The sequence below is a fragment of the Pedobacter riviphilus genome (assembly GCF_014692875.1).
Lineage (GTDB): Bacteria > Bacteroidota > Bacteroidia > Sphingobacteriales > Sphingobacteriaceae > Pedobacter > Pedobacter riviphilus.
Genome location: NZ_CP061171.1, coordinates 731,495 through 753,799 on the forward strand (window position 1 = coordinate 731,495; position 22,305 = coordinate 753,799).

Annotated in this window: 21 protein-coding genes; 17 read left to right on the plus strand and 4 right to left on the minus strand. The window is 36.8% G+C overall.

From position 1 onward, the window contains the following. Positions 1-10: 10 nt before the first annotated feature. From H9N25_RS02940 to H9N25_RS02950, 3 genes are all read right to left on the minus strand, one after another. Positions 11-1,033 carry a rod shape-determining protein gene (locus tag H9N25_RS02940; RefSeq protein WP_010601761.1) on the minus strand — a complete coding sequence of 341 codons (1,023 nt, stop codon included), beginning with the start codon at positions 1,031-1,033 and terminating at the stop codon, positions 11-13. Positions 1,034-1,231: 198 nt separating this feature from the next. After that, a complete protein-coding gene (gene purH / locus H9N25_RS02945) occupies positions 1,232-2,758 on the minus strand; it encodes a bifunctional phosphoribosylaminoimidazolecarboxamide formyltransferase/IMP cyclohydrolase (protein WP_167293248.1) in 1,527 nt (508 codons plus the stop codon). Positions 2,759-2,952: 194 nt separating this feature from the next. Then, positions 2,953-3,321 carry a winged helix-turn-helix transcriptional regulator gene (locus H9N25_RS02950; protein WP_167293249.1) on the minus strand — a complete coding sequence of 123 codons (369 nt, stop codon included), beginning with the start codon at positions 3,319-3,321 and terminating at the stop codon, positions 2,953-2,955. 76 nt (positions 3,322-3,397) lie between these two features. Here H9N25_RS02950 and H9N25_RS02955 point away from each other — a divergent pair, with 76 nt between their 5' ends. Then, entirely contained in the window at positions 3,398-4,795 is a 1,398-nt protein-coding gene (locus H9N25_RS02955; RefSeq protein WP_190327898.1) for an MFS transporter, read from the plus strand. A 421-nt stretch (positions 4,796-5,216) separates the two neighbouring features. Here the strand turns inward: H9N25_RS02955 and purN are convergent, their stop codons facing one another. After that, the gene (purN, locus tag H9N25_RS02960; protein ID WP_167293251.1) at positions 5,217-5,795 is read right to left on the minus strand and encodes a phosphoribosylglycinamide formyltransferase; all 579 of its coding nucleotides are present in this window, start codon (positions 5,793-5,795) and stop codon (positions 5,217-5,219) included. Positions 5,796-6,036: 241 nt separating this feature from the next. Here purN and rpsT point away from each other — a divergent pair, with 241 nt between their 5' ends. The 16 genes from rpsT to H9N25_RS03035 all read left to right on the plus strand — a co-directional run bounded on the left by rpsT (position 6,037) and on the right by H9N25_RS03035 (position 22,210). Continuing rightward, complete coding sequence (gene rpsT, locus H9N25_RS02965; RefSeq protein ID WP_029277289.1) at positions 6,037-6,291, plus strand: 30S ribosomal protein S20; 255 nt, start codon at positions 6,037-6,039, stop codon at positions 6,289-6,291. Between the two features lie 168 nt (positions 6,292-6,459). After that, positions 6,460-7,158 (plus strand): RadC family protein, encoded by a 699-nt coding sequence (radC, locus tag H9N25_RS02970; RefSeq protein ID WP_167293252.1) that lies wholly within the window; start codon positions 6,460-6,462, stop codon positions 7,156-7,158. Positions 7,159-7,266: 108 nt separating this feature from the next. Next, entirely contained in the window at positions 7,267-8,103 is an 837-nt protein-coding gene (locus H9N25_RS02975; protein WP_167293253.1) for an endonuclease/exonuclease/phosphatase family protein, read from the plus strand. A 3-nt stretch (positions 8,104-8,106) separates the two neighbouring features. Beyond that, on the plus strand, positions 8,107-8,574 hold the full coding sequence (locus H9N25_RS24895) for a prolipoprotein diacylglyceryl transferase family protein (RefSeq protein WP_255524555.1): 468 nt from the start codon (positions 8,107-8,109) through the stop codon (positions 8,572-8,574). Between the two features lie 44 nt (positions 8,575-8,618). Continuing rightward, positions 8,619-8,867, plus strand: coding sequence for a hypothetical protein (locus H9N25_RS25395; protein WP_407947452.1), 249 nt, complete (start codon positions 8,619-8,621; stop codon positions 8,865-8,867). Between the two features lie 5 nt (positions 8,868-8,872). After that, complete coding sequence (locus H9N25_RS02985) at positions 8,873-10,267, plus strand: radical SAM protein (protein WP_190327899.1); 1,395 nt, start codon at positions 8,873-8,875, stop codon at positions 10,265-10,267. A 1-nt stretch (position 10,268) separates the two neighbouring features. After that, positions 10,269-10,463 carry a hypothetical protein gene (locus tag H9N25_RS02990; protein ID WP_167293256.1) on the plus strand — a complete coding sequence of 65 codons (195 nt, stop codon included), beginning with the start codon at positions 10,269-10,271 and terminating at the stop codon, positions 10,461-10,463. Between the two features lie 15 nt (positions 10,464-10,478). Next, positions 10,479-10,673 carry a hypothetical protein gene (locus H9N25_RS02995; RefSeq protein WP_190327900.1) on the plus strand — a complete coding sequence of 65 codons (195 nt, stop codon included), beginning with the start codon at positions 10,479-10,481 and terminating at the stop codon, positions 10,671-10,673. Positions 10,674-10,807: 134 nt separating this feature from the next. Beyond that, positions 10,808-13,207 carry a phenylalanine--tRNA ligase subunit beta gene (gene pheT / locus H9N25_RS03000; RefSeq protein ID WP_190327901.1) on the plus strand — a complete coding sequence of 800 codons (2,400 nt, stop codon included), beginning with the start codon at positions 10,808-10,810 and terminating at the stop codon, positions 13,205-13,207. A 31-nt stretch (positions 13,208-13,238) separates the two neighbouring features. Beyond that, on the plus strand, positions 13,239-13,529 hold the full coding sequence (locus tag H9N25_RS03005) for a hypothetical protein (protein WP_190327902.1): 291 nt from the start codon (positions 13,239-13,241) through the stop codon (positions 13,527-13,529). 33 nt (positions 13,530-13,562) lie between these two features. Then, the gene (locus H9N25_RS03010) at positions 13,563-13,853 is read left to right on the plus strand and encodes a cell division protein ZapA (RefSeq protein WP_029277272.1); all 291 of its coding nucleotides are present in this window, start codon (positions 13,563-13,565) and stop codon (positions 13,851-13,853) included. Between the two features lie 300 nt (positions 13,854-14,153). After that, a complete protein-coding gene (rny, locus tag H9N25_RS03015) occupies positions 14,154-15,725 on the plus strand; it encodes a ribonuclease Y (protein WP_167293259.1) in 1,572 nt (523 codons plus the stop codon). A gap of 87 nt (positions 15,726-15,812) precedes the next feature. Then, positions 15,813-16,328, plus strand: a complete 516-nt coding sequence (locus tag H9N25_RS03020; protein WP_190327903.1) for an Mpo1 family 2-hydroxy fatty acid dioxygenase — start codon at positions 15,813-15,815, stop codon at positions 16,326-16,328. Positions 16,329-16,441: 113 nt separating this feature from the next. Then, the gene (locus H9N25_RS03025; protein ID WP_190327904.1) at positions 16,442-19,225 is read left to right on the plus strand and encodes a TonB-dependent receptor; all 2,784 of its coding nucleotides are present in this window, start codon (positions 16,442-16,444) and stop codon (positions 19,223-19,225) included. Positions 19,226-19,328: 103 nt separating this feature from the next. Further along, positions 19,329-20,711 (plus strand): hypothetical protein, encoded by a 1,383-nt coding sequence (locus tag H9N25_RS03030; protein WP_190327905.1) that lies wholly within the window; start codon positions 19,329-19,331, stop codon positions 20,709-20,711. A gap of 320 nt (positions 20,712-21,031) precedes the next feature. Continuing rightward, positions 21,032-22,210: a M57 family metalloprotease gene (locus tag H9N25_RS03035; RefSeq protein ID WP_190327906.1), complete on the plus strand. Its 1,179-nt coding sequence runs from the start codon at positions 21,032-21,034 to the stop codon at positions 22,208-22,210. Positions 22,211-22,305 lie beyond the last annotated feature (95 nt).

Consider the following 22,305-nt stretch of genomic DNA (forward strand, 5'->3'; position numbering starts at 1 on the left):
CAAATCTAGGTTATTGCATTAAGAATTTATATCCGCCTATATTTTTAAGGGCAATGCCAGTTCCACGAACTACTGCACGAAGTGGATCTTCTGCAACGTGAACAGGTAATTTAGTTTTAGCCGCTACGCGCTTATCTAAACCTCTTAACAATGCACCACCCCCAGTTAAATAAATACCAGTCTGGTAAATATCTGCTGAAAGCTCTGGAGGAGTAATCTCTAAGGCTTTTAAAATTGCTTCTTCAATTTTAGAGATCGACTTATCTAAACAGTGCGCAATTTCGGTATAAGAAACAGTGATCTGTTTTGGTACACCGGTCATTAAATCGCGACCTTGAACCGCGAAATCGGCAGGAGCATCCTGTAATTCAGGTAAAGCTGCACCAACTTCAATTTTAATTTTTTCAGCGGTACGGTCACCAATCATAATGTTGTGTTGGCGGCGGATGTAGTTTACAATATCAGAGTCGAAATTATCTCCCGCAACGCGGATAGATTGATCGCACACGATACCAGATAAAGCGATTACCGCAATTTCTGTGGTACCGCCACCGATATCGATAATCATGTTACCCATCGGCTCTTCTACATCAATTCCGATACCTACAGCAGCTGCCATTGGCTCATGAATTAAGTATACCTCTTTTGCACCGGCAATTTCGGCTGAATCGCGCACTGCACGTTTTTCTACTTCAGTAATACCAGAGGGAATACAGATTACCATACGTAAAGATGGAAACATCCATCCTTTACCGCCATTAAGCATGCGGATCATCCCTTTAATCATCGCCTCAGCAGCGTTAAAATCGGCAATTACACCATCTTTTAATGGACGAACGGTTTTAATATTATCGTGGGTTTTACCCTCCATTTGCATGGCCTGACGGCCAATAGCAATAACTTTGTTTGTAGTACGATCGAAAGCAACAATAGATGGCTCATCTACAACTACTTTGTCGTTATGTATAATCAGGGTATTCGCAGTGCCTAAATCGATGGCAACTTCTTGCGTAAACCAGTTAAATAATCCCATGTATAAGGTATGTTTTCTTTATTTTATCAAATCTATACTATTCCTAATGTAAAAATAGCTTTTTTATTGTTTTAAGTTTTATTTTCTTCGGTTATTAATTGTTTTTAAGGCAATTAAAATATTCAGAAAATAAAAGGCTAAAAGACAAAAGCGATTTGCAATGTACTTTAGCCTTTGGTCTTTAGCCTTTAAGCTTAACTAGTGTTTAAAATGTCTTACACCGGTAGTTACCATAGCAATACCTTTTTCATTTGCTTTGGCAACAGAATCGGCATCTTTAATTGAGCCACCTGGCTGTAGAACAGCTGTAATTCCGGCATCGGCAGCAATTTCAACACAATCAGGGAAAGGAAAGAAAGCATCAGAAGCCATTGCAGCACCTTTAACGCTGAATCCGAAAGAAGCTGCTTTTTCAATCGCTTGTCTTAAGGCGTCAACACGCGAAGTTTGACCAACACCGCTCGCAATTAAAACATCATCCTTAACCAGAACAATGGTGTTCGATTTAGTATGTTTTACAATTTTGTTAGCAAAGAACAGATCTTTTAGTTCTTGTGCAGTAGGTGCTTTATCGGTAACAGTTGTCATTTGCTCCGGACCTTCGATAATTAAATCTTTATCCTGCTCAATTACACCGTTTAATAATGTTTTAAATTGTTTTTTGCTCAATTCAACCTGGTTACGCTGCAAGATAACGCGGTTTTTCTTTTTGCTGAACAGCTCGATCGCTTCTGCTTGGTAAGAAGGTGCAATTAACACTTCAAAAAACAAGTTGTTAATTTCTTCTGCTGTTTCAAGATCAACCTCCACGTTGGTAATCAATACACCGCCGAAAGCCGAAACCGGATCGCAGGCCAATGCATCAAGCCATGCCTGTTTAACTGTAGGGCGAGAGGCAATACCACAGGCATTGGTATGTTTTAAGATCGCGAAAGTTGGATCTTCAAATTCGTCGATTAAAGCAACGGCTGCATCTACATCAACCAAATTGTTGTAAGAAAGTTCTTTACCGTTAAGTTTGGTAAACATGGCATCTAAATCGCCATAAAATACACCACCTTGATGTGGGTTTTCACCATAACGTAAAGTTTTAGCTTCAGTTACACTTTGCTTAAAAACATCAAGCGGCTCTTCTGTATTGAAGTAATTAAAGATTGCAGTATCGTAATGAGAAGAAGTATGGAAAGCTGTTTTAGCGAACGATTTACGTTGTGCTAAAGTAGTTTCGCCATTTTGCGCTTCTAATTGGGCTTGTAAAGTAGGATAGTCGTTTTTCGATGCGATAATTACCACATCGTTAAAGTTTTTTGCAGCTGCACGGATTAAGGAAATACCACCGATGTCGATTTTCTCGATAATTTCTTCCGGTGTTCCGCCTGCTTTTACGGTTTCTTCAAAAGGGTATAAGTCAACAATAACCAAATCAATCTCAGGAATTTCATACTCAGCAATCTGCTCCTGGTCGCCAGTTAATGCTCTACGGTTTAAAATTCCGCCAAATACTTTTGGGTGTAAGGTTTTAACACGTCCGCCCAAAATAGATGGATAACCAGTTAAATCCTCAACCGCTGTAACAGGGAGGTTTAAATCTTTAATGAATTGTTCTGTTCCACCGGTTGAAAATAATTGTACACCTTGTGCGGCTAACAATTTTACCAATGGCTCCAAACCATCTTTATAATATACTGAGATTAAAGCGTTTTTGATTTTAATGGATTGACTCATTCTACTGAAAATTTTGAGCCGCAAAGGTAGTAAAACAGAGGGATTTATTTAGGTGATGAAACCAATAAAAATGAAATTATTTGTATATTTTTCTTTATTGGGTATTTTTTATCTTTCGTTGGTATTTCTAAGCGCTGCACCTGCAAATAGAATTTATATTAGCAGCTTGTATATCATTGCTTTATTATAATTTTTTAGTGCTTGCTGCTGGCTTGGAAATTAGCATACCAATCTTCCAAAACATCAATTACAGGAAGAAGGGTTTTCCCTAAATCAGTGAGTTTATATTCTACGCGTGGAGGAGATTCTGCAAAAGCCTCCCGTACAATGAGTTTATCGCGTTCCATTTCTTTTAGCTGTGTGGTTAGTGTACCCTGGCTTAAGAAATTTGTTTCGCGTTTCAGTTCTCCAAATCTTTTAGGACATTTAGCAGCAATGGCTTTAATAAGCATAATTTTCCATTTGCCTCCGATTACCTTAAATACGCTCGTCAACGGAGAGTCATTTAAAAATAAAACTTCATTTGTAATTGCTTTATACTCATTATTAGTACTGTTTTGCATACTAGGTACTGTTTAAGTGACTACTTGATTGTCGTTATAGGCTTTTCTTCCTTTGAATTTTAAATATAAGAAAAGCATGAAAAAATATAGAAAATGGTCTGTGTTCCTGATCGCCTGTTCGGCCATATTTTTATCCGTGTTAGATCTGTTTATTGTAAACGTGGCGCTTCCATCTATTAAAACTGGCATTAATGGGACAGATGCTGATATGCAGTTTATAATTGTGATGTATATTATAGGTTATGCCTCCTTTCTAATTACCGGAGGGCGGGCAGGAGAATACTTTGGAAAGAAAAAGGTATTTCTGGCCGGAATGCTGATTTTTACCCTTGCTTCTTTATTCTGTGGTTTGTCACAATCGGCTACCCAGCTTAATGTTGCCCGCTTTATACAGGGCATAAGCGCAGCATTCATGGTGCCCCAGGGCATGGCTTTTATCCCCGGTTTATTTCCCGATCAGAAAGAGCGGATAAAGATGTTGGGCATTTATGGCAGTATAGCTGGTACCGCTTCGGTTATTGGTCAGTTTTTGGGTGGATTGATTCCTGATCTTGAAATTATTTCCCAGAGCTGGCGTTTGATTTTTTTGATCAATGTACCCATTGGCATAACTGCTGTTATGCTGGGTTTCAAGTATCTTAAAGAATTGCCTGTAAAAACTACCGGGAAATTTGATTTTATCGGCAGCTTATTACTAATGTTAACCTTAACAGCCTTTATTTATCCACTAATACAAGGTAGGGAGCTAGGTTGGCCGATCTGGAGCATTACTTTATTGCTGTTATCGGGGGTATTGCTGCTGGTATTTATTTATTATCAACAATTAGGTGTTGGGATGGGGAAGCTTCCGCTTATTAATTCAGGTTCCTTTAAAAATTTCGATTTCAGGATGGGACTTTTAATTTCCCTGTTTTATTACCTCGTTCAGGATTCTTATTTCCTGATTAATACGGTTAATTTACAGCGTGGGATGGGCATAAGTTCTGCCCGTACCGGGATATATTTTGTTTGCCAGGGACTTGGTTATGTAATGGCATCAATGTTTTTTACGCCATTAGTGACCCGTTATGGTAAATCGGTCTCGTTAGCAGGATCTGTGATAATGATTACAGCATTGCTTTTTCATCTGATTGTATTTAATTCAAATGCTGCGTCGCAATTATATATAGGTATAGTGTTGTTCGTATATGGAATAGGCTGTGGCACCATCTTACCTTCTTTAATGACGATATCGCTGAAAAGTATACCTGAAGATAAAATGGGGACTTCATCTGGTATTTACTTAACACTGCAGCAGATTTCGGTAGCGCTTGGGGTTGCTCTTGTTGGTGGTATTTTCTTTAGTAAACTTCAACATCCGGTTCTGATTTCGCAATTTTCCGTAGCTTATCAATGGGCAACTTTGCTCAATATAGGGTTTCTTATTGTTGTTAGTGCATTATTATTGCTGATGTCGAAAATGAAGCAGACCTGATGCTTTTATTTCTTAGTAATGAAAATATTTTTCGGGTCGTATTTATTAATGATGAAGGAAAACGATGATTTTTATTGTTTTGGTCATTTTATAAATTAACATAATCAATGTTTCAATTAAATCGTAGAAAAAAGTGGACCGATATAACAATAGTTTTTAAGATGCATGAATCTTTTATAGAAAAACAATTGGCCAAGTATGGCATGCCCGCACAGGGGGATTGTGACGAAATTATATATACAGAGAAATAGAAATATTCAAACGCCTTATGCCATATTTAATTACATCCTAAATAATAAGGTTTGGACGCAGGAAGTAATTAACACCAATGCTGCTATACAAGTTGGCGATACCCTAAAATTGCGGTGTGCTAAAAATGATCCCGAGATTTTTAAGATCGAATAAGCGCACTGGGCCGGTATTACTTTTTTATCTTCTTCACAATGGTTTCTACAATACGTGGGTAATGCTGGTGTTCGAGCTGCTGTCCTTTAAACTTTACCATTTCCAGATTGTCGTTTTTGTCGATCCTGTAGCGGGCTTGATAAATGTATTCCCCTTCATCATAGTTTTCGTTAACATAATGAATGGTTATGCCGCCTTCGGTTTCACCTGCAGCCATTACCGCATGGTGCACGTGGTCGCCATACATGCCTTTTCCTCCAAATTTTGGGAGAATTGCAGGGTGGATGTTTACAATCCTGCCAGGATAGGCATTGATCAGGCTTTTGGGGATTAGCCAAAGAAAACCGGCCAGTACCACAAAATCAATCTCCAGGTTTTTGAGCAGGTCTACCACTTCATCCGTTTTATAGAACTCATTCTTGTCGAAAATATGAGTGGGAATTTCAAAATTATCAGCTCTTTGTAATACATATGCATCGGCATTGTTGGTCAATACCAAAGATATTTCTATTTCATTACTCCGCTTAAAATGCTCCATCAGCTTTTGGGCATTAGAGCCAGAACCTGATGCAAAGATGGCTATTCTTTTTTTCACTCAAAATCGTTTTGTCCAAAAATAGTATTTTTAAGCCTGTTTTCTTAACGGAAAAGAATTTTTATTCAATTATGTTAAAGTATTATTAATGAATAATTTTAACGTATTTTTGCGGTTCGGAAACAGGCTTCAATTTTAATGAAAAAAAAGTTGAAAGTGTTTTGTAATTTAAAAACATTAATCCTATATTTGCAACCCGAATTATAGGAAACGAATAAGAAAAATAAAAGGCTAAATAGAAATGGCAAATCATAAATCTTCATTAAAAAGAATTAGAGCAAACGCAACAAAACGTTTACGTAACAGATATCAGGCAAAAACTACACGTACTTTCATTAAAAGATTACGTGCTGCAGAAGATAAAAAATCTGCATCTGATTTATTGCCTAAAGTAATCTCTATGTTAGATCGTTTAGCTAAAAAGAATATTATCCACAAAAACAAAGCGGCTAATAACAAATCAAAATTAACGAAATTCGTTAACGGTTTAAAATAAGCCAATTATTACGATATTAGGAACGGCATAGGTTTAACTTATGCCGTTTTTGTATTTATACTTTTTTGGGGAGAGAAATAATTTAAACCTTAATTTTTCTTCAATTATTTTACGATATTAGTAAAGGCATCCCAACCAAAAGTTAGGGTGCCTTTTTTTTGTCTTAAAATGGAAAATTACGAACAGAAATTAGGTATAAAGTTATGGGCTGAAGAAGATCGCCCGCGTGAAAAACTTTTATTGCACGGCCGAAGGCATTTAACAGATGCCGAACTGATTGCTATTTTAATTGGCTCGGGAAGTAAAAATGAAACCGCTGTAGATTTAAGTAAAAGGATTTTGTCTTTTTACGATAACAATTTGACAAAACTGGGGAAAGCTTCTATTCTAGAGCTATCGAGGTTTAAAGGTATTGGAGAAGCAAAAGCGTTAACTATTATAGCCGCTTTAGAGCTTGGTTTGCGGCGAAAGGAAACTGCCGAAGAGACGATTACTCATGTTACTACTTCTAATGATGTTTATAAATATTTACATCAAACCTTCGCTAATCTCAATCACGAAGAATTCTGGATATTACTTCTAAACAGGTCTAACCGGGTAATTGGTAAATTTTTGATCAGTAAAGGGGGGCAGGCAGGTACAGTAGCCGATCCGAAAATTATTTTTAAAACAGCTTTAGAAAATAATGCAGCGAATGTTGTATTGGCGCATAACCATCCTTCGGGAAATTTGAAGCCCAGTGAGAGCGATGATAAGCTGACCAGGGATATGGTAGCTTCAGGAAATTTGCTTAGTCTGTATGTGGTTGATCACCTGATTTTTGCCAATAACCGATACTATAGCTATAGGGATGAAGATTTAATTTAAAAGATATTAGGTTGTTAAAATACAATTAACGTTAAATTAGTATAATAGCGGCTTAAAATTAGGAGTTACTGGCTAGCCAGCATTAATCAAATTGTGTAATTATTATTTATGAATACTTTAAAAATCATCCCTGTTTTTCTTTTGCTAACCGTTGTGGCATTTGCGCAAAAAACGGCAGTTCCAATTAATATCATTACCTATAACATTCGCTTAAATGTGGCATCAGATGGTGTTAATGCCTGGCCAAACCGAAAAGATAATGTAAAAGCTTTAGTGAAATTTCATGATGCTGATATTCTTTGTGTACAGGAAGCCTTGCCCGAACAGTTTGATGCACTTTTGGAGAATTCCAATTTTGATGTAGTGGGTGTTGGTAGAGAGGATGGTAAAAGAAAAGGAGAATTTTCAGCTGTTTATTTCGATAAAGACCGCTTTGCCAAAAAAGACGGTGGAACGTTTTGGCTATCGCAAACGCCTGATGTCCCTTCAAAAGGATGGGATGCTGCACTTAACCGTATATGTAGCTGGGTAAAACTTTATGATAAGTTAAATAAAAAAGAATTTATCGTGTTTAATACCCACTACGATCATATCGGGGTAAAAGCGAGAATTGAATCGGCTAAATTATTGAAACAAAAGATACAGCAGATTGCGCCGACATTACCTGTTGTTTTTACCGGCGATTTAAATGTAACACCAGAAACAGAGGCCATTGCTACCATTAAATCTTTTCTTACCGATGCAAAAGAGATTTCTGTAGAGCCTCCATATGGCCCGACAGGTACTTTTAATGATTTTGATTTTAACAGTGACCTGAAAAACAGGATCGACTACATTTTTGTAAACAAAGGATTTAAGGTGCAGAAATTCGCCGTATTAACTGATAGTAAGGATAAAAGGTATTATTCTGATCATTTACCTGTTTTTTGCAGACTTTGGTTTTAATAAATGCTGTTAAAATCTTTGTTTCCCTTCCAATTCGAACTTTTTGGTAACCAATACCATTATCACTATATTTTCGAAACACTAGCATTTATAATTGGTGTTAGGTTGTATTATTTCTATAAAAAAGGAATTAAAGACCCGATATCTGACGAAAACAGGTTGTGGATTATGTTGGGCGCTATGCTTGGGGCATTAATTGGCTCGCGTTTAATTGCTGTGCTCGAAACGCCTCAAATACTGCACCATCTTAGTTTTTCAGTTCTTTATCAAAGTAAAACCATTGTTGGTGGTTTGCTAGGAGGCCTGTTCGGCGTTGAATTAATAAAAAAGATCATAAGCGTGGATATCGCCTCTGGAGATATCTACGTTATCCCAATTTTGGTTGCCCTTATTATAGGCCGTATCGGTTGCTTTTCCATGGGGATTGATGAGCCAACCTATGGTGTTCCTACCCACTTTTTATGGGGATGAATCTGGGCGATGGTATACTCCGGCATCCCATCATGCTCTATGAAATGATTTATCTGATACTTTTGATTTGCCTTTTTAATAGCTTAAAACATCATAAAGAACTCATTAACGGAGATCGGTTTAAATTATTGATGGTGCTGTATTTCTTTTTCCGTTTTTTGATAGAATTTATAAAACCTTACCATTCATTATTTTTAAACTTAAGCAGCATTCATTGGTCTGCATTGTTTATTTTTATTTATTATTACAAATTCATCATCAGAATTTCTAAACAGATTTTACATAAACAGTAAACATTATGGCCAATACCAGGGATTATATATACTACGATTATACCAAAAGTCTTTGTCCGGAATGTTTGCAGCTTTGCGATGCGAAGATTGTTTTTCAGGATGCTAAGGTATTCATGCTGAAAAATTGCAGGACACATGGCGATAGTAAAGTAATGATTGCTGATGATGTAGACTATTACAAACAGATCCGGAATTACAATAAACAATCGGAAATGCCGCTTAAGTTTAACACCAAAGTGCATTACGGCTGCCCTTACGACTGTGGTTTGTGTACCGACCATGAACAGCATTCGTGTTTAACGGTAATAGAGGTTACCGATCGTTGCAACCTGGCCTGTCCAACCTGTTATGCCATGTCGTCGCCAACTTATGGCAGGCACAGAACTTTGGCAGAAATAGAACGGATGATGGATGTTGTAGTGGCAAACGAAGGCGAGCCCGATGTGGTACAGCTCTCAGGCGGAGAGCCAACAGTACATCCTGATTTTTTTAAGATTTTAGATCTCGCCAAAAGCAAGCCCATTAAACACCTGATGGTGAACACCAACGGTATCAGGATTGCCAAGGATATTAATTTTGTAGAGAAACTGGCAACTTATATGCCCGATTTCGAAATTTATCTGCAGTTTGATAGTTTCAGCGCTGAGGTATTAACCAAGCTAAGGGGCGAAGACCTTACCGAAGTAAGAAGAAAAGCCATCGATCACCTCAATCAGTTTAATGTATCCACCACTTTGGTTGTTACTTTACAAAAAGGATTAAATGATCATGAAATTGGCGATATTTTAGCTTATGCGCTTAAGCAGAAATGTGTTCGCGGCGTTACTTTCCAGCCTACCCAGGTCGCCGGAAGAAATGATGATTATAATGATCAACAAGGAAGGATTACCTTAACTGAGGTGCGTAGAAAAATTTATGAGCAATATCCAACCTTTACCCCACAGGATTTAATCCCTGTGCCCTGTAACCCCGATGCATTGTGTATGGCTTATGCACTAAAAATCGGCGACGAAGTGATCCCGATGACACATTTGATCAATCCCGAGGATTTGCTCAACAATTCGAAAAATACCATTGTTTTTGAGCACGATGAAAAATTAAAAGAACATATGCTTAACTTGTTTAGTACGGGTGTTTCGGTAGATTGTGCCGAAGATACCTTTGGCGAATTAATGTGTTGCCTGCCAAGGGTAAAATCAGATAGTTTAAGTTACGATAATTTATTTCGGATTATCATCATGAACTTTATGGACCCGCTTGATTTTGATGTACGTGCTGTTAAAAAATCCTGTGTGCATATTGTGAGCGATAAATATAAAATGGTACCCTTCGAAACCATGAATATCTTTTATCGCGACAACAAAATAGATCTGATCAGGGAAAAATTAAATATGAACTAACATGGAAGGCTTATTCGTATTATTGATTGTTTATTGTCTTATCGCAGTTGTACTCTTTGTTGTGGGGATTATTCAGATTATCATTAAGTCATCAAGGAACGAACCTGTAAAACCAGGGCTAAAATTGCTTATTATTTCAGTAATTATGGTGGTAATCGGTTTTGGTGCTTGTGCCGTATTGCTCGCCAACAGTTAATTTCAAAATAAATCCATGGAAATTTTTATTGTATATTGGGTAATAGTTGTATTGTTATTCGTTATTGGCATTGTTCAGATCATTGTAAAGGCAACTAAAAATCAACCCGTTAAACCCGGACTTAAATTAGTTATTGCCTCGGTTATTATGCTGGTAATAGGAGCAGGGGCATGCGCGGTAATTCTATCTAATTTAAATATTGGCCATTAGACATTTTTATTGTGTCAAGATTGCGGGTTTAACTTTCTCCTTTGACCTTTAAATAATATCTTTGCGTTTTATGAAATTAGAGTGTCCTTCGAGATTTGTCTTGATAATGGACACTCGCTACTTGATACTCCAAAATGAAAATATCATATAACTGGTTAAAACAATTCGTACAAATTGATAAAACACCTCAAGAACTTTCGTTAATCCTCACCAATGTTGGTTTAGAAGTAGAAAGTGTAGAAAAAGTTCAGCCTGTGGTGGGCGGTTTAGAGGGATTACTTATTGGCGAAGTATTAACCTGTGTTCAGCATCCCAATGCCGATCGTTTGCGTATTACTACTGTTAATGTTGGCGGTAAAGAAAACCTGCAGATTGTATGCGGTGCGCCAAATGTAGGTGCTGGCCAAAAAGTGGTGGTAGCTACAGTGGGTACAACGGTATATCCTTTAGAAGGAGAGCCTTTTAAGATAAAAGAATCAAAAATTAGGGGAGAGCTTTCTCAGGGAATGATCTGTGCCGAAGATGAAATTGGCTTAGGTAAATCGCATGATGGGATTATGATCCTTGCAGAAGATACCGAAGTGGGTATCCGTGCAAAAGACCATTTTAAAATGGATGATGATTTTGTTTTCGAAATCGGATTAACGCCAAACCGTGCCGATGCGGCTTCGCATTTAGGTGTGGCGAGAGATTTAGCTGCTTATTTCAGAAGTGAATATGAAATGCCTGATCTTTCTGCTTTCAAAACCGATAACGAGAATCTGGTTATCCCCGTTGAAGTTGAAGATTTAGCGGCTTGCCCACGTTATAGCAGCCTTACCGTTTCTGGTGTTACTGTAAAAGAATCGCCAGAGTGGTTAAAAGATAAATTAAAGGTAATTGGTTTGCGCCCGATTAATAACGTGGTTGATATCACCAATTATGTACTTCATGGTTTAGGTCAGCCTTTGCATGCTTTCGACGCCGATAAAATTACTGGTGGAAAAGTAATTGTTAAGAAAGTTGCAGAAGGAACACCTTTTGTAACGCTTGATGATGTAGAGCGCAAGCTGAGTGCAGATGATTTAATGATCTGCAATGCTGAAGCACCAATGTGTATCGCAGGGGTTTTCGGTGGAAAATCTTCTGGTGTTGATACCGAAACCAAAAATATTTTCTTAGAAAGTGCTTACTTTAATTCGGTTTCTGTTCGTAAAACTTCGAAAAGACATGGCTTAAAAACCGATGCATCTTTCCGTTTTGAGCGTGGTACCGATCCGGAGATTACGGTTACGGCTTTAAAATACGCGGCTTTATTAATTAAAGAACTGGCTGGGGGAGAAATTTCCTCATCAGTTTCTGATATTTACCCAAATCATATCAAGCCCTTTGAGTTTGAAGTAAGTTATACCAACATTAATAAATTAATTGGTGCAAATATCCCTTCGGCCGAAATCAAACACATTATTACAGCTTTAGGGATTTCGGCAACCAATACATCTGACGATACTTTGGCTTTAAGGGTGCCATCATTTAAAGTGGATGTAACCCGCGAATGCGACATTACAGAAGAGGTATTGCGTATTTATGGTTATAATAACATCGAAATCCCTTCAAAGGTAAATGCATCACTTTCTTACAGCATTAAGCCCGAAAAAGAAAATACCCATAATGTAATTGCAGATATGCTAACCGCTAATGGTTATGCAGAAATTATGTGCAACTCGTTAACTAAATCGGCCTATTCGAAAAATTTAGATGAGGCAGTATTTATTTTAAATCCGTTAAGTAGCGATTTAAATGTAATGCGTCAAAATTTATTGATGCCGGCTTTAGAAAGTGTAGCTTACAACCAGAACCGTAAAAATGCCGATGTGAAGTTTTACGAATTCGGTAAAACTTATCATTTAATCAATGAGCAATATGTAGAGCGCCCAAGGCTGTTATTGTTGATTTCGGGGGCTAAACAAAGCGAACAATGGAACCAAAATGCTAAACCGGTAACTTTTTATAATTTAAAATCAGCTGTTGATGCCATTCTATCTCGTTTGGGCATTGCAAGTTATCAATCTGATGTTTTAAACGATGAAAACTTTGCTTACGGAATTAAATATTTCCGTGGAGATAAAACCCTGGTAAGTTTCGGTGCTGTTTCAAAAGCCGACCGTAAAGTGGCTGATGTAAATGCCGAAGTATTTTATGCTGATTTCGATTGGGCAACCTTGTTAGATATTGTAAGGAAAAATACAATTGTGCACAAAGATGTTTCTAAATACCCGCAGGTTCGCCGCGATCTTTCATTGTTGATTGATCAGAATGTAACTTTCGATACCTTGAAAGGTATTGCGTTCAAAACCGATAAAAAGCTGATCAAAGCGGTTGGTGTATTCGATGTATACGTTGGCGATAAATTACCAGAAGGGAAAAAATCTTATGCCCTGAATTTTATCTTACAGGATGAAGAACAAACCTTAACCGATAAGCAGATCGAAAATACAATGCAGAAACTAATCGCGAATTTAACGGCACAAGCTGGTGCAGAAATTAGGAAATAAAATATAAATTCGTATTTTTAGAAATAAATTCATGGCTTCTGTTGCAGATCAGTTAGATAAAGTATTACAAAAAACAGCTCAGGTAATTGAGTTATGTAATGCGCTACAGGAAGAAAATGATTTATTAAAGCTTGAAAATCAATCGTTAAAAGTAGCACTCGATACGGCGAAGAGCAAAAATTTAGAACTTGACGAAAAATTAAGGGTTACAAAATTGGCTAAAAGTATAGAGGGAACAAGTGAAAAATCGCTTGACATTAAACAAAAAATTAACGATTTTGTGCGGGAGATTGACAAAAGTATTGCATTATTAAAAAAATAATGATGCAAGGAAATCAGAAACTAAGCTAAACAAATGGGAGAAATCTCGATTAAAATAACCATTTCCGACCGTATTTATCCATTAAAGGTGAATATGGAAGAGGAAGAAATTGTGAGACGGGCAGCAAAAATGATCAACGAGCGCATAAAAGATTACCAGGATAATTATGCGGTTAGAGATAAGCAGGATCTTCTTTCTATGGCCGTGTTGCACTATGCAACAGCTGTATTGAGAACAGAAAACAAAGTACAAAACCAAGATACCGCTGTTGCTGATAAAGTTGAAGAATTGGATGTTTTACTCAGTAATTTCTTTTCAAAATAAGGTTCGTTCTTTAAACATTTCGTCACTCTGAACTTGTTTCAGAGTCTTAAAAAAAAGAGTCTGAAATGAATTCAGGATGACGCAACGTTGTATATATTAGCACAAAAATATAGCCGCAGCTAGTTTTTGAGTTTCAAATTTTATAAAACTTAACACTTCAATATCTATAGGGTTAAGAGGGCGTATTTCATCTGCTATGGCACCTGAAAATGGCTTAAACCCTAATTATGCTTAGTTGAGGTTTAAAATGTATGAGACTTTAAAAAATTAGTTGCGGTTTTTTTTTACATAAAAAACAAAATGGAAATAGTTGAAATATTAGGATACGTATTTGCCGTAATAGCGGGTATAGCTATCGGAGTAGTGGTAGGAAGATTCCTCCTGCGTAACTTGCTTAAACAGCAAGAGGTTGCTGCACAGAACAAAGTGAAGAAGATTTTAAAAGATGCAGAAAACAATGCAGAAATTTTAAAAAAGAATAAACTTTTAGAAGCAAAAGAGAAGTTTTTGCAAATGAAAGCGGAGCACGAACAAGAAGTGAATGCCAAAAACAATAACATTAACCAACGCGAAAATACCATCAAGCAGAAAGAGCAATCGGTAAACCAGCGTATGGAAAATTTTAATAAAAAAGAACAAGAACTCGATAAGCAAAAAACCGTTTTAGAAAAACAGACCGAAATTGCCATTAAAAAGCAAGAAGAGGTAGAAGTGCTTAAAAACCAGCATCTAAAACAATTAGAAACCATTGCTGGTCTTTCTGCCGAAGAAGCTAAAGAGCAATTGGTAGAAAATCTGAAACAAGAGGCCCGCACACAAGCGATGATGCAGGTGAAGGATATTGTGGATGAGGCAAAATTAACGGCGAGTAAAGAAGCTAAAAAAGTAGTCATCCAAACCATTCAGCGTACCGCTACCGAGGCAGCGATTGAAAATTCGGTTTCTATTTTCCATATCGAAAGTGATGAGATTAAAGGTCGAGTAATTGGTAGAGAGGGTAGAAATATCCGTGCGCTAGAAGCTGCAACAGGTATTGAGATTATTGTGGATGATACACCTGAGGCCATTATTTTATCAGGTTTCGACCCGGTAAGAAGAGAAATCGCCCGTTTGGCTTTACACCGTTTGGTAACAGATGGCCGTATCCACCCTGCACGTATTGAAGAAATTGTAGCCAAAACCAAAAAACAGATCGAAGATGAGATTGTAGAAATTGGTGAGCGTACAGTAATCGATTTAGGTATTCATGGTTTACATCCTGAGTTGATCCGTATGGTTGGCCGTATGCGTTACCGTTCATCTTACGGACAAAACTTGTTACATCACTCTCGTGAGGTAGCTAATTTCTGTGCAACCATGGCTGCCGAATTAGGCTTAAATGCTAAAATGGCTAAACGTGCAGGTTTATTACACGATATAGGTAAGGTGCCTGATGATAACCCTGAATTGCCACATGCAATTTTAGGGATGCAATTGGCCGAAAAATATAAAGAGCACCCTGAAATTTGTAATGCTATTGGTGCCCACCACGATGAAATTGAGATGACTTCAATGATTTCTCCAATCGTACAGGCTTGTGATGCGATCTCTGGTGCGCGTCCGGGTGCACGTCGTGAGGTGGTAGAAAGTTATATCAAACGCCTTAAAGATTTAGAAGAACTTGCCTTATCTTACCCTGGCGTAGAAAAAACGTTTGCAATTCAGGCTGGTAGAGAATTACGTGTGATTGTAGAAAGTGAACGCATTACTGATGCACAGGCAGAACTTTTAGCTGCAGATATTTCAACCCGTATTCAAACCGAAATGACTTATCCTGGACAGATTAAGGTTACCGTAATCAGAGAAACCCGTTCTGTAGCATTTGCAAAATAATAATTTCAAGATCTTATAGGTTTTTAAAACCTATAAGGTCTAATATTAAGCGATGGATATTCCATCGCTTTTTTTTATTTTTACATAATGAGCAAGCAAACCATAACAATAGAACCAAAACGGCCAGTAGATGTACTTTTTGATAAGTATGCCGAAAGTCACCAAAATCCAACAAATAAGCTGGTGCACTGGATCTGTGTTCCGTTAATTGTATTCAGCTTACTGGGTTTGATCTGGCAAATCCCTTTTCCACGTATCGGTTTTTTAGGTAGCTACAACGGTTTCTTTAACTGGGCATCTTTTCTATTGGCCTTTAGTTTGTATTATTACTTTACACTTTCGCCAGTATTGTTTTTCTTAATGATCTGGGTGGTGGGTTTAATGAGTTACATCATCGTTAAAATTGAGCAAGCAGTGGGCTTAGGGAGTGGAACGGCTTACGCCATTTATGCCGCAATATTTGTTGCGGCCTGGATTGGTCAGTTTATTGGTCATAAAATTGAAGGCAAAAAACCTTCGTTCCTGGATGATGTTAAATTCTTGTTAATTGGTCCGATTTGGCTATTGCACTTCATTTGCAAGAAAGTAGGGATCCGTTACTGATCTAAAAAGAGTAGTTAACCTATAATTAACCTTAAGGTAAAACAATGTTAATTAACACCTAATCTAAAGTTAACATTGTGGTAATAGTTTTGCCTCTATCAAATAAAGGCAAATTGGAATTACTAAACTCTTTTAAAAGAGCGGCACTTACTGTGTTCGCTTTAACGATCAGCATATTATCATATGCTCAAACAGGAAAAATATCAGGTAAGGTATCAGATCAAAAAACGGGCGAAACCTTAATTGGTGTTACTGTCAAAATTTCTGCTACAACCAAAGGTACATCAACCGATATTGAAGGTAGATATGTTATTGGTGGATTAACACCAGGAAAATACGCTATTGAAGTTTCGTATGTAGGTTATGCGAGTAAAAATGTTACAGAAGTAGAGGTAAAAGATAATGCTTCTACAACTTTGGATGTATTACTTAGTGAAGCGAACACACAAAAATTAAATGAAGTAGTAATCACAGGAAGTGCTAGCAAAGAGTCTATTAATACCTTATATGCTAATCAGAAATCGAGTATCAGTATTTCAAGCGGTATATCTGCTGAGCTGATTAAACGAAGTCCGGATCGTAATACTTCTGAAGTTCTAAAACGCGTTAGTGGTGCGAGTATTCAGGATAATAAGTTTGTTATTGTTCGTGGTTTATCAGATAGGTATAATTCTGCAATGTTGAATAACTCTATGCTTCCAAATACAGAAGTGGATAAAAGAGCATTCTCATTTGATATTCTTCCTTCTAATCTAATAGATGCGATAGTAATTAACAAAACTGCTTCTCCCGATATTCCTGCAGATTTTTCTGGCGGCGTAGTCCAAGTAACCACAAAAGATTTCCCTGTTAACACTTTTTTAAATGTCTCTCTAGGGACTTCTTATAACACACAGTCTACTTTTAAAGACTTTCTGTCATCCCCAAAAAGCGGCAATGAGGTTTTTGGATTCTATAATAAAGATCGGGATATCCCATCTGGATTTCCTTCAGCAAAGGGCTATCAGGCATTGGCTAATGGTGCTAACGAAACTTTTACCCTGTCCAGACTGTTCAAAAACAACTGGGGATATAAATCGGCTAAATCAACATTGGGCCCTAATTTTCAGTTAAATTACGGAACAAGTAAGGTTTTTGAGGATCAGTCTAAATTTGGTGCCGTTTTATCATTAACGTATAGGTACGATGAACGTTTAAAAACTAGCGATCAAAAAGCTTATGTTGGTCAGGCACTGGGAGATGTGTTTCATGATGATATGTATAATTTTAACACCAATATAGGTGCACTTGCTAATTTTGCGTATTCATGGGGCAATAATAAGATTTCATTTAAAAACTTATATAACAGGGTTTTAGAAAATCAGTTTACTTACCGTGTTGGTAAGGATGATGCTGGTGGTGAATTTATTAGAACGGGTGATTATTTACTCCAGAGATCATTAATGTCAAATCAGCTTACAGGTGAACATTTATTATCTACAGAAAGCAAGATTAAAATAGATTGGAACTTAAATTACGCTAATACGGATAGAAAAGAACCTGGATATAAACGAATGGATTATTCGAAAGACGGAATAGCTTCTGTTCAAACTGGTTCTGCTGTTGCAGGATTAGCAGGTAATTTTTCATCGGTACTTAATGAAAATGCATATGGTGGCGCTGTTAATTTAACTTTTCCTGTTAAGTTATTTAGAGATAATAATAAAATCAAGGCAGGTTATTTTGGTCAATACCGCGAACGCGACTTTAGTGCAAGGGTAATTGGTTTTATTAGAAATGGAAATTTCGATACATCGCTGTTGTCTCTGCCGCAAGATCAAATATTTTCTCCTGAGAACATCCGGGCCAATGGCTTTGTATTAAATGAAATTACAAATGGAAGTGATCAGTATCAAGCGAATTCTTTTTTAAATGCTGGATATGTAATGTTTGACGGTTATTTAACTGAGAAATTAAGATTAGGCATTGGTGCAAGATTAGAATCGTATAAGTTATCCTTAACAAGTGAGGATAATGGGAAACCTGTAAATATCGATTCAACTGCAACCAATTTACTACCTTCAGCAAATTTAATTTATAATTTAAATGATAAGCAAAACATCCGTTTATCTGGTTCTCAGACTATTGGTAGAGCCGAATTTAGAGAATTGGCACCATTTCCTTTTTATGATTTCAATAAAAATGTTAATGTTAGAGGGAATGCAGGACTAAAACAGTCTAAAACTACAAACATCGATTTAGGCTACGCTATATATCCTTCATCTGGCGAAACCTTTTCTATATCCACCTTTTATAAATATTTCGATTCTCCTATAGAGCAAACACTTCAATTGGGTACTTCTGGAAGATCTTTAAGTTATGCAAACTCTGCTTCAGCTACAGTTTATGGTGCAGAACTTGAAGTAAGGAAATCATTAAAATTTATAGGAGAAGGCTTTAAAAACTTCACCTTTAATGCAAATGGTTCATATATCAAATCAAAGGTGCAGGTATCTAGGTTAGTTAACGCACAAGGTACAAGACCTTTGCAGGGGCAATCACCTTATCTAATTAATGGAGGTATATCTTATGCATCAGCAGTAGAAAACTCTACTGGCGTAACCATATTATACAATAGGGTAGGACCAAGAATTTGGGCAATTGGAAACGTAGAAGATCCTGATATCTATGAATATTCGAGAAATATCCTAGATCTGCAAGTTTCACAAAAATTCGCAAAATCAAGAGGTGAAGTAAAGGTTAACTACAGCGATATTTTTAATAATAAAGCCTATTTCTATCAAAAAGTTAAAGGTTCTGATCCTAACGCTAGCTTCGATAAGAAAACTGATAATATTAATATAGCTGATCGATTTGGATCTACTATATCACTAACACTATCATATAAATTTAAATAGTTTAATAATTTTTTAACATTAAAGCTCTGTTTATTTAATGCTGAGTTGATTTTAGCGTAACCTACAGGGGATATATTTGTACAATTAATAAAAGATAAGGAAAATGAAAAACAAATTAAACTTGAGCTTATTAGCAATCTTAGTTGCAGGTGCTTCAGTAGTTTCTGGTTGTAAAAAAGATGGTACTCCTACCGAGGAACCACCAAAAACAGATTCTAACGAATCATTAGCAGATGCATTTTTTGATAAAGTATCATACAAAGGCGCATTTGGCTCTACAGATTGGACTGCAAGTTGGACTAATTTTACACCTAAAGTAACAGTATATGCAGAAGCAACTGAAACTTTACAAGGAACAATTGATGCGAACAGGACATTAGATGCGACTAAGGTTTATAAACTGGTTGGATTTGTTTACATTAAAGATGGTGTTACATTAACTATTCCTGCCGGAACAGTTATTCGTGGAGATAAAGATTCTAAAGGCACTCTAGTAGTAACCCGTGGTGGTAAATTAATTGCAGAAGGAACTGCCGCAAAACCAATTGTATTTACTTCAAATCAGGCAGTTGGTTCAAGAGCCCCTGGTGATTGGGGTGGAATTATTATTTTAGGTAAATCAACCAACAATATCCCTGGCGGTACAGGTTTAATTGAAGGTGGATTAACGTTGCCTGAAGGAAACCATGGTGGTAATATTCCTACTGATAACTCTGGTGTGCTTAAATATGTACGTGTAGAGTTCCCAGGTATTGCTTATGCAACCAACAACGAAATCAACGGTATTACTTTTGGATCGGTTGGTTCTGGTACCACCGTGGATTACGTACAGGTTTCATATTCAGGTGATGATTCATTCGAATGGTTTGGTGGTACTGTAAATGCTAAACATTTGGTTTCTATTGCAAACGTTGATGATGTTTTCGATTTTGATAACGGTTTCTCTGGTAAATTACAATTTTTAGTTGCTCAAAGAGATCCGGCTTTAGCTGATCAGGCTGGTCAATCTAACGGTATTGAATCAGACAACTCAGAAAAAGTATTCGATTCTAGTCCACGTACACGCCCTGTTATTTCAAACCTGACCTTAATTGGCCCAGGAAGCGTAGCTGTTGATGCTAAGCATGAGTATGCTAATTTATGGAGAAGAGGTTCGAAAATGATTTTGGCCAACTCAATCTTCATCGGCTTCAAATTTGGAATTGATATCCGTGATAAAGAAACTGGTGATGCTTTAACAGATGGAACTTCATTAATTAAAAACAATATTTATCAATCGTTTACTGCTGGTAAAGATGTTGTTGCTGATGGTGCTACACCTTCATTCGCAAGTTCAGATATATTAAAAACTTATTTAACAGGTAAAGGAAATACGATTATTGATGAAACTGCTGCTGCAGCTTTGTTAAATGCTCCTTTCAGTTTAACTGCTCCGAACTTCACAGTTAAAAGTGGTTCTTCAGCTGCTACTGGCGCAAGTTTTTAACAATCTATTTAATGATGGACTTATTTGAGTAAGCTATCATCATAAATTATAAAAGCCTCTATTAGTTTTTTACTAACAGAGGCTTTTTGGCTTTACCACATTTTAGGCTATGTTCAGAATTAAATTATTATAAGTTTCTTGTTAATAATGGCTGCTTCGAATTGACTTTTTTTAATTTATTTTATGTGTTTTTTTGTGTTTTTTAGTTTTTTAATATGACTTCTTTTTGCATTTTTTTTGTCTGTTTTATAGTATAAAAGTTGATGATTTGTTTATGTTGACTTAATAATTAGTTAGTTAAATTACATAAAAAACATCTCATGAAAAAAACATCTATTTTAATCTCATTATCAAGGATGATGTGTTTAACACTTGTACTGTTTACATTAACCATCTACTCATGTAAAAAATCAGAAAGCCCTGTAGTTGCGCCGGAAGCCAAAGTGGATATCGATCCTACTGCTGTTGCCAGAATAAAAGAAATGGGCTTTCAAACAGATGGCATTAAAGAATTTGGATCATATTATATCGTAGAAGGAGATATTCTGATTGCTAAGGAATCATTGGCTGCAACTAAAACTTCTGCAAAACTGACAGGTTCAGGTGGTAAAATAGCGCAGGCAAATACAAATAATTTACTTCAGGGAAATTTAACCAATGTGATCATTACAACGGAAGATTACGATATCAGATGGCACTATGCAATCAGGGAAGCAGTTGCTGCCTGGAATGCAGTTAGCAACTGTCGGATCAACCTTATCCATTCCTATAGTCAATTTTATCCTCCGTATACAAATTCGGTGACGCCTACAATTACTATAAAAAAATCGAATTTAGGAACTGGTGCTTTTGGACAGGGGCAATTTCCTACCACATCTGGTACTGCTGGAGCAATTCTGCTGGTAAACCCTTTTACAAATAATGTTAATAGTAATGGGCAAGATAATGGTATTCCTAGAAGCCACGAGCAAGATGTTTATATGTTAGTACACGAAATTGGCCACTGCCTTGGTTTTAGACATACAGATTGGAAGGCGGAAGGTACTGGTGGAAGTGCTGTAGGTGCAAATCCGATCCCAGGTACACCTAATAATGGAGATCCCGGCAACGACCCTAACTCAGTAATGAATTCAGGTAGGTTAGGTACATCAAACACGTGGTCGAGCTTCTCTTCTTATGATGTAATTGCTGCCCAATATTTATATCCACCAGTAACCACGCCATTTGTGAGCACATTTAAAAATGTAATCAATGGTCCATCTTCCAATTCAGCAGGTAGCGAAATGATCAGTACCGCCGGCGCCATGTACAATGGTGGTTATTATGAATGGAGAATGTTAGACCAAAGTTTAAATGTTGTATTGCCTGTAAGCAGTTTTAGTAATTCGGCACAACAGGAATGGTCGCACGGTACTCCTGGAACTTATTATTTAGAGTGCCGTTTGGTTGGTTTGGAATGTGTTGGAGAGTGGGCAAGACAAACCGTTACTTTTAATTAAGTACCAGCTGATCAAAATAGATCTGTTGAAAAAAAAGCAGGGTAATTTCCATTAGAAAATTATCCTGCTTTTTTATTTAAAACTGGTTATGCGCT

Bases quoted from the DNA above. Each gene is read 5' to 3' on its own strand.
- H9N25_RS02995 (WP_190327900.1), top strand. From the start codon at position 10,479: ATGGAAATTTTTATTGTATATTGGGTAATAGTTGTATTGTTATTCGTT.
- rpsT (WP_029277289.1), top strand. From the start codon at position 6,037: ATGGCAAATCATAAATCTTCATTAAAAAGAATTAGAGCAAACGCAACA.
- H9N25_RS03020 (WP_190327903.1), top strand. From the start codon at position 15,813: ATGAGCAAGCAAACCATAACAATAGAACCAAAACGGCCAGTAGATGTA.
- H9N25_RS24895 (WP_255524555.1), top strand. From the start codon at position 8,107: ATGCTGTTAAAATCTTTGTTTCCCTTCCAATTCGAACTTTTTGGTAAC.
- H9N25_RS03030 (WP_190327905.1), top strand. From the start codon at position 19,329: ATGAAAAACAAATTAAACTTGAGCTTATTAGCAATCTTAGTTGCAGGT.
- rny (WP_167293259.1), top strand. From the start codon at position 14,154: ATGGAAATAGTTGAAATATTAGGATACGTATTTGCCGTAATAGCGGGT.
- H9N25_RS03005 (WP_190327902.1), top strand. From the start codon at position 13,239: ATGGCTTCTGTTGCAGATCAGTTAGATAAAGTATTACAAAAAACAGCT.
- H9N25_RS02950 (WP_167293249.1), bottom strand. From the start codon at position 3,321: ATGCAAAACAGTACTAATAATGAGTATAAAGCAATTACAAATGAAGTT.
- H9N25_RS02990 (WP_167293256.1), top strand. From the start codon at position 10,269: ATGGAAGGCTTATTCGTATTATTGATTGTTTATTGTCTTATCGCAGTT.
- H9N25_RS03035 (WP_190327906.1), top strand. From the start codon at position 21,032: ATGAAAAAAACATCTATTTTAATCTCATTATCAAGGATGATGTGTTTA.
- H9N25_RS02975 (WP_167293253.1), top strand. From the start codon at position 7,267: ATGAATACTTTAAAAATCATCCCTGTTTTTCTTTTGCTAACCGTTGTG.
- radC (WP_167293252.1), top strand. From the start codon at position 6,460: ATGGAAAATTACGAACAGAAATTAGGTATAAAGTTATGGGCTGAAGAA.
- H9N25_RS03010 (WP_029277272.1), top strand. From the start codon at position 13,563: ATGGGAGAAATCTCGATTAAAATAACCATTTCCGACCGTATTTATCCA.
- H9N25_RS02985 (WP_190327899.1), top strand. From the start codon at position 8,873: ATGGCCAATACCAGGGATTATATATACTACGATTATACCAAAAGTCTT.
- H9N25_RS25395 (WP_407947452.1), top strand. From the start codon at position 8,619: ATGATTTATCTGATACTTTTGATTTGCCTTTTTAATAGCTTAAAACAT.
- purH (WP_167293248.1), bottom strand. From the start codon at position 2,758: ATGAGTCAATCCATTAAAATCAAAAACGCTTTAATCTCAGTATATTAT.
- H9N25_RS02955 (WP_190327898.1), top strand. From the start codon at position 3,398: ATGAAAAAATATAGAAAATGGTCTGTGTTCCTGATCGCCTGTTCGGCC.
- H9N25_RS02940 (WP_010601761.1), bottom strand. From the start codon at position 1,033: ATGGGATTATTTAACTGGTTTACGCAAGAAGTTGCCATCGATTTAGGC.
- pheT (WP_190327901.1), top strand. From the start codon at position 10,808: ATGAAAATATCATATAACTGGTTAAAACAATTCGTACAAATTGATAAA.